Raw genomic sequence first — 8,726 nt, 5'->3', positions numbered from 1 at the left:
CGTGACGAGCTCTGCGACGAGGGCGTACGCCTCGGGGGCGAGATGCCAGGCGAGCCGGATGCCCATGCGCTGGCCGCCTTGATGTTGCTTCATGATTCGCGGCGCACGACGCGCGTCGACGACGCGGAAGCGCTGGTGCCGCTCGACGAGCAGGACCGCGGACGGTGGGACCACGGCCGGATCGCGCGTGGACTCCACCAGCTGCGCTTGGCGGAGGGTGCGCCGGGTGCCTACCTGCCGCAGGCTGTGATCGCCGCGGTGCACGCCACGGCGACCGCGCGGACTTGCTGCGACGAGCGGGGCGGTACTCGGAGGCCGCCGGCTGGTATCGAACCGCTTTGGAACACGACGGCTCCGAACCGGCACGCGAATTTCTCCGGCGGCGGCTTTCAGACCAATGAGGATGCCAACGACCGCCTACTTCCTTGGCCTCGTACGGTTGCTATATCCACCGACGCGTGTGATGTCGCGATGGCCTGAACCGATAGATGACGCCGTGACATGCAGGATTCAGTCGCGCCTGAAGTTCTCCTGATTATTGGAAATAATTAGCCACTCGCGCCGCTGTGCGCTACGGTGCAGAGGGATCTTTCTCTTGGACTTCTGGCACGGGGGCAAACGAGTCGAAACGAGCGTGAGGCTGGCGTCGCCGCAGCCGTGCAATGACGGTCGAGCCGCACGCTCTGCCGCCTGCGCACTGCCGATCAGCCTCCGAGGGGAGTGCAGTCACGTGTGTGGGATCGTCGCCGTTGTATACGACGCATCAGACGTCCGCCCGCCAGACGGGCGCGAGTTGGTGCACGAGATGATGTCGGCCCTTCGGATGCTGACCATCGAGGCCGGACCCGCGGCACGGGCCGCCGAGATCGAGCGCGTAGCCGGCGCACTGACCCGGGTCGACGACCGATTGCGTGGAATCGCCGGGGTGCGGTGTCTGCTCGACCAGCCGTCGGTCGCCGAGTCGCTCGCCGCCGTGTCGGTCGACATCGAGCGGCAGATCGCCGCACTCGAGTCGTCACTGCAGATGCGGACCACCGCCCGCGACGACGTCGAGCGGCTGAATGCTGCCACGATCGCGTTGAAGGATGCGTGGTGGTCGATCAGTCGGGACCGCCTGCGGTTCGCCGCCGAGGTCGACGAACTTGCCGGGTCGTCAGTCGGCCAGGCGGCGCGCGATGCCTACGCAGCCATCCAGGTGGGTCTGTCGTCTCTCGACCGACTGGAATTGCGCGGTCGCGATTCGGTGGGTCTGCACGTTCTGGTCACCGGACATGCCCTCGACTTCAGCGACCCTGGAACCGCTGCCGCGATCGCGCGCCGGCGCAGTGATCCGTTGTTCACCTCCACTGCCGTGCGGACGCCCGCGGGACACCTGAGCATCGTCTACAAGCACGCCGCGGAGATCGGCGGGTTGGGCGACAACGGACGTGCCCTTCGGGCCGCGATTGCCACCGATTCCCTGCTGTTCGACGCACTCCAGACGTCGACTGCGCACGTGGTCGTCGTCGGGCACACCCGCTGGGCCAGCGTCGGAATGATCAACCAGGCGAATGCACATCCGCTGACCAGCGAGGAACTCTCGGGCTCAACGGCAGACTCCGACTCTCCCTATGTCGTCGCCGCACTCAACGGCGACGTCGACAACTACGCGGAGCTGATCGAACGGTACGGCCTCGACATCGCGCCCGAGATCACCACCGACGCCAAGGTGATACCGATCCTCGCGGGTCGACGAATGGGCATGGACGTCGAGATCGTGGACGCCTTTCGCCATACCGTGACGGAGTTCGAAGGCTCCGTCGCCATCGCCGCGAACTGTGCAGGTGAGCCCGGCAGGGTGCTGCTGGCTCAACGCGGCAGCGGGCAATCGCTGCTCGTCGGCGCCCTCGACGGGATGACGATCGTCGCATCCGAGCTCTACGGACTGGTCGAACACTGTCGCAATTACATTCGCCTGGAGGGCAATACGGGCGAAGTGGTGACAATCGACAGCACCGATGCCGGTCGCCTGCACGCCATGGGTCGGTGGGCCTACGACGGGTCGGCACGGCCGATCACCGATGCAGACGTCGCGACGGCCTCCATCACCACGCGCGACATCGACCGGCGCGATCATGCCCACTTCTTGGAGAAGGAGTTGCACGAGTCGCCCGACTCGATGCAGAAGACACTGCGGGGTCGGGTCTCGAACGTAGCCGGACTGCTCCGAGCCTCCTTGGGAGAGGACGTGATTCCGCCGCAGGCGGTCACCCGACTGAACAACGGTGCGATCCGACGGATTGTCGTGATCGGTCAAGGAACCGCTGCCGTCGCAGGCAGGGCGGTGGCAGCCGCGATACGGGACGCCTTCCCCCGCGACCACTTCGAAGTCGTCGCCACGACGGCGACCGAGCTGTCCGGCTTTCGACTCGTCCCCGACATGTCAGACACGCTGGCGATCGCCATCAGCCAGTCCGGAACCACGACCGACACCAACCGCGCAGTCGACATCATTCGGCGCCGGGGTGCCCTCGTCATCGCGGTAGTGAACCGCCGGGGAAGCGATCTCACCGAGAAGGCCGACGGCGTGCTCTACACGGCCGACGGTCGCGACGTCGAGATGTCCGTCGCATCGACGAAGGCTTTCTACGCCCAGATCGCTGCGGGAACCCTGCTCGCGCGAGCGTTGGCGCGGGCTGCTCGCTGTCAGAACGACTCCGAGGAACACGAACTCCTCTCTGCGCTCTCATCGCTCCCCGATGCCATGCGTCGACTCTTGGACGACGAGAAGCAGATCGCCGTGCTGGCTCAACGCCACGCGCCGATGAGGACGGCATGGGCGGTTGTCGGTTCCGACCGGAACCGAATTGCGGCTGAAGAGATCCGGATCAAGTGTTCTGAACTCACCTATCGATCCATCTCGTGTGACGAATCGTCGGACAAGAAACACATCGACCTGTCCGCGGAGCCGCTGACCCTCGTCTGCGCCGCCGGGATGACCGGCTCCGCAGCCGATGACATCGCCAAGGAGGTGGAGATCTTCGCCTCGCACAACGGGTTGCCCATTGTCATTGCCACTCAGGACGAATCACGGTTCAATGCTGCGCACGACGTCATCTGGGTTCCTCGAGTCCATCCGGATCTGGCCTTCCTGCTCGCTGCGATGGCGGGCCACCTGTTCGGCTACCACGCGGCGTTGGCCATCGACGAACAAGCCCTGCCCCTGAGGGCCGCGCGGGTCACGATCGAAGAGACCGCAGTCGCGAACGACCGCGAACCTTTAGCCATGTTGGCCGACCTCCCGGCGGCAATCGGGCCAGCCGCCGATGACTTCATGCGCAGATTGGACGCCGGCCAGTACGACGGTTCGTTGAGCGCCAGGGCGTCCGCGCGGATCGCCGTCGCGTTCCACGCGATCGTCACCCGCTCCGAGGAGACGCTGCTGTCGCGCTGCTCGGGGCCCGACGCGGTGATCAACGAGCTGGTGGCCGCGCTCACCGATGGCATCGACCAGGTGTCGCGCACGATCGACACCATCCGACACCAAGCGAAGACGGTGACGGTCGGCACGAGCCGCAGCGATGAGGAGATCCTGTCCGTCCCGCTCGTCGAGGCGGTACTCGCAGCCGGGGCCGGTCGGAACTCCTTCTCCTACAGTGCGCTTCGCACGGTCGCGGCCCTCGATCCGGCCGTGGCGGCCGTTGTCGGTTCGACCCACTACGCCGTCGTCGATGAGCACGTTGCCGTGATCAGTCGCCGCGGGATGGCCCAGGGCTTGCGTTCACGCACTGACGTCGATCACCGGCTGATCGGGACGAAGCTACTGGTGGCAGAACAACAACAGGTTCTGGCCGCCGTTGGTCGCAACGATCAGCGACCGTTCATCATCGTTCCGGAGATCAAGGGCCATCGGACAACCGGGCTCGTCCTGCTCCACGTGGAGTTTCGTCCACGGCTCTCCCCCGGCGACATGTCCTCGGTTCTCGAAAATTACCGAGGTCGACTGTCGGAACTGAGAAGTGCTGTCACCGAGGTAGATCCGATCTTCGACGAACGGCTCCTCGGTGTCGTGTCCCCGCTCGCACTGCTCACCGAGCCGGCAGAGATACTCGCAGAGCACTGGAACGAAGCTCGGCAAACCGGATAGTCCCAGTCGCAGAGTCCGATTCGATCAAGCCTGCCAAGCGCTCTGCCCGGGATCCTCGGCGTACCGCGCCGTCGTCAGTTGACCGGGACGTCCAGGATCGGGCGTCCGACGCCGGCTTCCGGGCCGTCGAAGTGCCACCACTCGCCCGAGTACACCGTCAACCCGCCGGCTTCCATCGCCGCGCGCAGCTTGGACCGGTTCGCCTGTTGAGTCGCGGTGACCCCCTCGGTGGCGTACGCGAGGCTACGCGGCGTGAAGTCGTCGAAGTCGGTCCCCATGTCGATGAGCCACCCGTAATGCGCATCGGCCAGGGTCACGTCCACCGAGCGGCCGGCTTCGTGACTGCGCGCGAACTCGGTCGGACGAGCGACCCAGTTCGGGTTGGGCACTTCCTGGAACATCCGCACCTGGACGTCGTGCGGTCGGTAGCAATCCCAGAACACGAGCCGTGCGTTGTGTTTTCGGAGGATGTCGGCGGCTGTCGCGAGTCCCGGTGCCATCGACTCGTGGATCAGGCACCGCGCATCGGCCGGGTACAGCTCCACGCCGACGAAGTTGTTGGTCGTCGCATAACGCAGATCGATCCGCGCATCGGGTACGACCGTCCGTACGTCGACGAGCCCCGCGGCCTGCGCCTGGGGCGAGACCGGCGGGACGTCGGCAGCGGCCGTCGGGGACGTCATCAGAAGCATCACAACGGCGGCGAACACCCCGGCGAACGTGCGCGGTCTGCCACGCAACAACGGCGTGCTGCGAGCAGACACGCACGCTCGCGGCAAGGTGGTTATGCCTCTGCGAAGTTCCGCGTGACGGCGGGATCCACCTGGATGCCGGGGCCGGTCGTGGTCGAGACGACGACCTTCTTCAGGTAGCGGCCCTTCGACGACGACGGCTTGGCCCGCATGATCTCGTCGATGGCGGCGCCGTAGTTCTCGGCAAGCTTCGTCTCGTCGAACGAGGCCTTGCCGATGACGAAGTGCAGGTTGGCCTGCTTGTCGACGCGGAAGTTGATCTTGCCGCCCTTGATCTCGGTGATGGCCTTGGCGACGTCGGGGGTGACGGTGCCGGTCTTCGGGTTCGGCATCAGGCCGCGCGGCCCGAGGACGCGGGCGATCTTGCCGACCTTGGCCATCTGATCGGGCGTGGCGATCGCGGCGTCGAAGTCCAGGAAACCGCCCTGGATCCTCTCGATCAGATCGTCGCTGCCGACCTCGTCGGCACCCGCGGCCACGGCGGCCTCGGCCTTCTCGCCGACGGCGAACACGATGACGCGGGCCGTCTTGCCGGTGCCGTGGGGCAGGTTGACGGTGCCCCGGACCATCTGGTCGGCCTTGCGGGGGTCGATACCGAGGCGGATCGCGACCTCGACGGTGGCGTCCTGCGTCTTCGACGACGTCTCCTTGGCCAGCTTCGCGGCCTCGAGCGGCGTGTAGAGGTTGTCGCGGTCGACCTTCTCGGCGGCTTCGCGGTATGCCTTGCTGTTCTTGCTCATTGGATTCCAATCATTTTCGTTGGGTCGTGGTCTTTCGATGAGCGCTTGCGCGAAGAGCAACATCTTTCGATGAGCGCTTGCGCGAAGAGCAACATCTTGCGGGCCGAAGCGGGCCCTTCCACGTTTGGAGCTGGGTGGAGCTACTAGCTACTACTAGGAGACCGTGATGCCCATCGACCGGGCGGTGCCTGCGATGATCTTCGCCGCAGCGTCGATATCGTTGGCGTTGAGGTCTTCCTTCTTGGTCTCGGCGATCTCGCGGATCTGATCCCAGGTCACCTTGGCGACCTTGTTCTTGTGCGGCTCGCCGGAGCCCTTCTGCACACCGGCCGCCTTGAGCAGCAGCTTGGCGGCGGGCGGCGTCTTCAGGGCGAAGGTGAAGCTGCGGTCCTCGTAAACGGTGATCTCCACGGGGATGACGTTGCCGCGCTGCGACTCCGTCGCCGCGTTGTACGCCTTGCAGAACTCCATGATGTTGACGCCGTGCTGGCCGAGCGCGGGGCCGACGGGCGGCGCGGGGTTGGCCGCGCCCGCCTGGATCTGCAGCTTGATCAGCCCGGTGATCTTCTTCTTTTTGGGGGCCATGAGGTGTTCTTCCTGTTCTTGTAGTTCTTTAGATCTTGGAGACCTGGGTGAAGGTCAGTTCCACAGGTGTCTCGCGGCCGAAGATCGACACCAGCACCTTGAGTTTCTGTTGTTCGGCGTTGACCTCGCTGATCGAGGCGGGCAACGTCGCGAAGGGGCCGTCCATGACGGTGACCGACTCGCCGACCTCGAAGTCGACGAGAACGACCTGCCGTTCGAGTCCGTTGGTCTCGGTCGTAGCAGCGGCGCCCGACGACGTCGACTTGGCGGCCTTCTTCGCCGCACCCTGCGGTAGCAGGAACTTCACGACGTCATCGAGCGTCAGCGGCGACGGCTTGGACGTGGCGCCGACGAAGCCGGTGACACCGGGGGTGTTGCGGACCGCGCTCCACGACTCGTCGGTGAGGTCCATGCGCACCAGGATGTAGCCGGGCAGCACCTTGCGGTTGACCTGCTTGCGCTGGCCGTTCTTGATCTCGGTGACCTCTTCGGTGGGCACCTCCACCTGGAAGATGAAGTCGCCGACGTCGAGGTTCTGAACGCGGGTCTCGAGGTTGGCCTTCACCTTGTTCTCGTAGCCCGCGTAGGAGTGGATGACGTACCAGTTGCCAGGCTTGGAGCGCAGGTCCTTCTTGAGCGCTACGGCCGGGTCGATGTCCTCGTCTTCTGGAACGTCACCGTCCTCCGGAGCCGCCTCGGCGGGCGCCTCGTCTGCGTCTTGCGCCTCGGCGGGCACCTCGTCCGCTGCACCCTCCACGGCCTCGCCGGCGGGCTGTTCCAGCGACTCCGCAGCCAGGTCGGCAATCACGGTCGTAGGGTCCGCGGCCTCGATGCGCGCGTCGGACATACCCGAAGGCGTACTGCCCTCGAAGGAAGTCACGTGTCAATCCTTTCTAGATCTCTTCGCACGTGGCATGTGGCTCGGACGGCTGTGTCAGCCGAACACCAATGTCACGAGTTTGGCCAGGCCCAGGTCGACGCCGCCGATGAGGGCGACCATGAAGACCAGGAAGACCAGGACCACGGTGGTGTAGCTGATCATCTGCTTGCGGTTGGGCCAGATCACCTTGCGGAGTTCGGCGATGACCTGCTTCAGGAAGTTGACGACGAACGTGATCGGGTTGCGGGGCTCGCCCGGCTTCTTGGCGGTCTTGGGCTTCTTGCCGTCGCCGTTCTTGACGGAGCCCGACTCAGTGGCGGGAGTGTCGTCACCAGTGGCCTCGCGCCGCGACCGCTTCCCGCTCGGTCGCTGAGGCCGGGTCGCGACCGCAGTCTGTCCACGGTTGCCACCGACACCGATGTCATCACCCACTGCGTCGACGTCGTCGTCGTCGACGGAATCGACAGAATCGACGTCGTCAGCCACGGAGTCGATGTCATCGTCGACCGGGGAGCCGGCACCGTCGCGCTCGTCGCTCACCGCATGCCTTTCGTTGTCTTCGGTGTGGTCACCTTCCAGTGTCCACGCTCTTCGAGTGTTCAGTTGAGCAGGGGCGACAGGACTTGAACCTGCAACCTGCGGTTTTGGAGACCGCTGCTCTGCCAGTTGAGCTACGCCCCTTCACGGTTGGCAGGCCAACCTGCGTTCCGGGGCTCACACAACTCACGCGCTCCCCGATCGGTCGATCAGAAACCGACGGACAGCGCGCTTAATTGGACGAAACCCCGAGGACCGAGTGTACATCGGCCCTGTTCCGACTTGCTAATCCTTGACTGCAGTGCGCATGACCTGGCCACTTTCGGCGTCCCACTGGACCTGGATCGAGTTGTCACCCTCGTGGCCCATCAACGTGGTGAACGCCTCGAGCACCAGCTCGTTCTTCTCGTCGATGCAGACGCTGCGCGTGACGACGATGTCCGCCCCGAACCGCTCGACGACGGATTGGATCTCCAGTGACGCATTCAGCGTTTCGCCGACGACGAGGGGCTTGTGGAACACGAATCGCTGATCCACCTGGACGATCTGCATGGTGGTCATTCCGACGTCGACCTTGCGGAAGAAGTCCTGCTGCACCAACAACGCGAAAATGGACGCGAAGGTCAGCGGCGCGATGATGTTGGCGTGACCGAGCTCGGCGGCTGCGTGCTCGTCGAAGCTGGCCGGATCGTCGGCCTTGATCGCTCGGGCGTACTGGCGTACCTGTTCGCGACCGATCTTGAAGCTCTCGGGGTAGCGGTGGACCATCCCCAGGACGTCGGCCTTGAGCGGCACTATGCCAGCTTCGCGGTGGCCGTGGCGCGGCCGAAGATCTTCTTGCCACCCGTCGTGGCGGACAGCGCGATGACGATCGACTTCGACTCGGGCTCAACGGACTTCACGCGACCGTTGAACACGATCAGGGCGCCCACTCCGTCGTTGGGCACCGGCACCACGGCAGTGAACCGCACGTTGTACTCCGTCACCGCGGCGGGGTCGCCGATCCACGACGTCACGTAGCCGCCACCCAGACCCATGGTCAGCATGCCGTGCGCGATCGCGGTGTCCAGGCCTACCTGCTTGGCGATCTCGTCGTGCCAGTGGAT

The 8,726-nt window shown here is 65.2% G+C and carries 8 protein-coding genes, 1 tRNA gene and 1 pseudogene; 2 read left to right on the top strand and 8 right to left on the bottom strand.

Going from position 1 to position 8,726, the window contains the following annotated elements; all coding sequences use genetic code 11:
- Positions 1 to 401 (top strand): annotated as a pseudogene (locus QOI01_RS35930) (DUF6596 domain-containing protein); the annotation flags it as partial.
- 404 nt (positions 402 to 805) lie between these two features.
- Entirely contained in the window at positions 806 to 4,126 is a 3,321-nt protein-coding gene (locus QOI01_RS35925; protein WP_526388978.1) for an SIS domain-containing protein, read from the top strand.
- A 74-nt stretch (positions 4,127 to 4,200) separates the two neighbouring features.
- Here the strand turns inward: QOI01_RS35925 and QOI01_RS35920 are convergent, their stop codons facing one another.
- From QOI01_RS35920 to QOI01_RS35885, 8 genes are all read right to left on the bottom strand, one after another.
- Positions 4,201 to 4,818: a M15 family metallopeptidase gene (locus tag QOI01_RS35920; protein WP_526388980.1), complete on the bottom strand. Its 618-nt coding sequence runs from the start codon at positions 4,816 to 4,818 to the stop codon at positions 4,201 to 4,203.
- A gap of 92 nt (positions 4,819 to 4,910) precedes the next feature.
- Positions 4,911 to 5,618 (bottom strand): 50S ribosomal protein L1, encoded by a 708-nt coding sequence (rplA, locus tag QOI01_RS35915; RefSeq protein ID WP_526388976.1) that lies wholly within the window; start codon positions 5,616 to 5,618, stop codon positions 4,911 to 4,913.
- A gap of 153 nt (positions 5,619 to 5,771) precedes the next feature.
- Positions 5,772 to 6,203, bottom strand: coding sequence for a 50S ribosomal protein L11 (gene rplK, locus QOI01_RS35910; RefSeq protein WP_526388974.1), 432 nt, complete (start codon positions 6,201 to 6,203; stop codon positions 5,772 to 5,774).
- Positions 6,204 to 6,231: 28 nt separating this feature from the next.
- A complete protein-coding gene (gene nusG, locus QOI01_RS35905; RefSeq protein WP_526388972.1) occupies positions 6,232 to 7,083 on the bottom strand; it encodes a transcription termination/antitermination protein NusG in 852 nt (283 codons plus the stop codon).
- 54 nt (positions 7,084 to 7,137) lie between these two features.
- On the bottom strand, positions 7,138 to 7,623 hold the full coding sequence (gene secE / locus QOI01_RS35900) for a preprotein translocase subunit SecE (RefSeq protein ID WP_526388970.1): 486 nt from the start codon (positions 7,621 to 7,623) through the stop codon (positions 7,138 to 7,140).
- A gap of 68 nt (positions 7,624 to 7,691) precedes the next feature.
- A tRNA-Trp gene (locus QOI01_RS35895) sits at positions 7,692 to 7,764 on the bottom strand.
- A gap of 141 nt (positions 7,765 to 7,905) precedes the next feature.
- Positions 7,906 to 8,415, bottom strand: coding sequence for a (3R)-hydroxyacyl-ACP dehydratase subunit HadC (gene hadC, locus QOI01_RS35890; RefSeq protein ID WP_526388968.1), 510 nt, complete (start codon positions 8,413 to 8,415; stop codon positions 7,906 to 7,908).
- On the bottom strand, positions 8,415 to 8,726 hold a 312-nt coding region (locus tag QOI01_RS35885; protein ID WP_526388966.1), incomplete at its 5' end, for a MaoC/PaaZ C-terminal domain-containing protein. The genes QOI01_RS35885 and hadC, both read right to left, overlap by 1 nt.

Source organism: Mycobacterium sp. (assembly GCF_032162605.1).
Taxonomy (GTDB): domain Bacteria; phylum Actinomycetota; class Actinomycetes; order Mycobacteriales; family Mycobacteriaceae; genus Mycobacterium.
Note: the sequence above shows the minus strand (reverse complement) of the source record. Positions and strands in the feature narration are given on the sequence as shown.

What these genes read in the sequence shown, in the direction of transcription:
- QOI01_RS35925 (WP_526388978.1), top strand. Translation starts at nt 806, where the DNA reads ATGATGTCGGCCCTTCGGATGCTGACCATCGAGGCCGGACCCGCGGCA.
- QOI01_RS35920 (WP_526388980.1), bottom strand. Translation starts at nt 4,818, where the DNA reads ATGCTTCTGATGACGTCCCCGACGGCCGCTGCCGACGTCCCGCCGGTC.
- rplA (WP_526388976.1), bottom strand. Translation starts at nt 5,618, where the DNA reads ATGAGCAAGAACAGCAAGGCATACCGCGAAGCCGCCGAGAAGGTCGAC.
- rplK (WP_526388974.1), bottom strand. Translation starts at nt 6,203, where the DNA reads ATGGCCCCCAAAAAGAAGAAGATCACCGGGCTGATCAAGCTGCAGATC.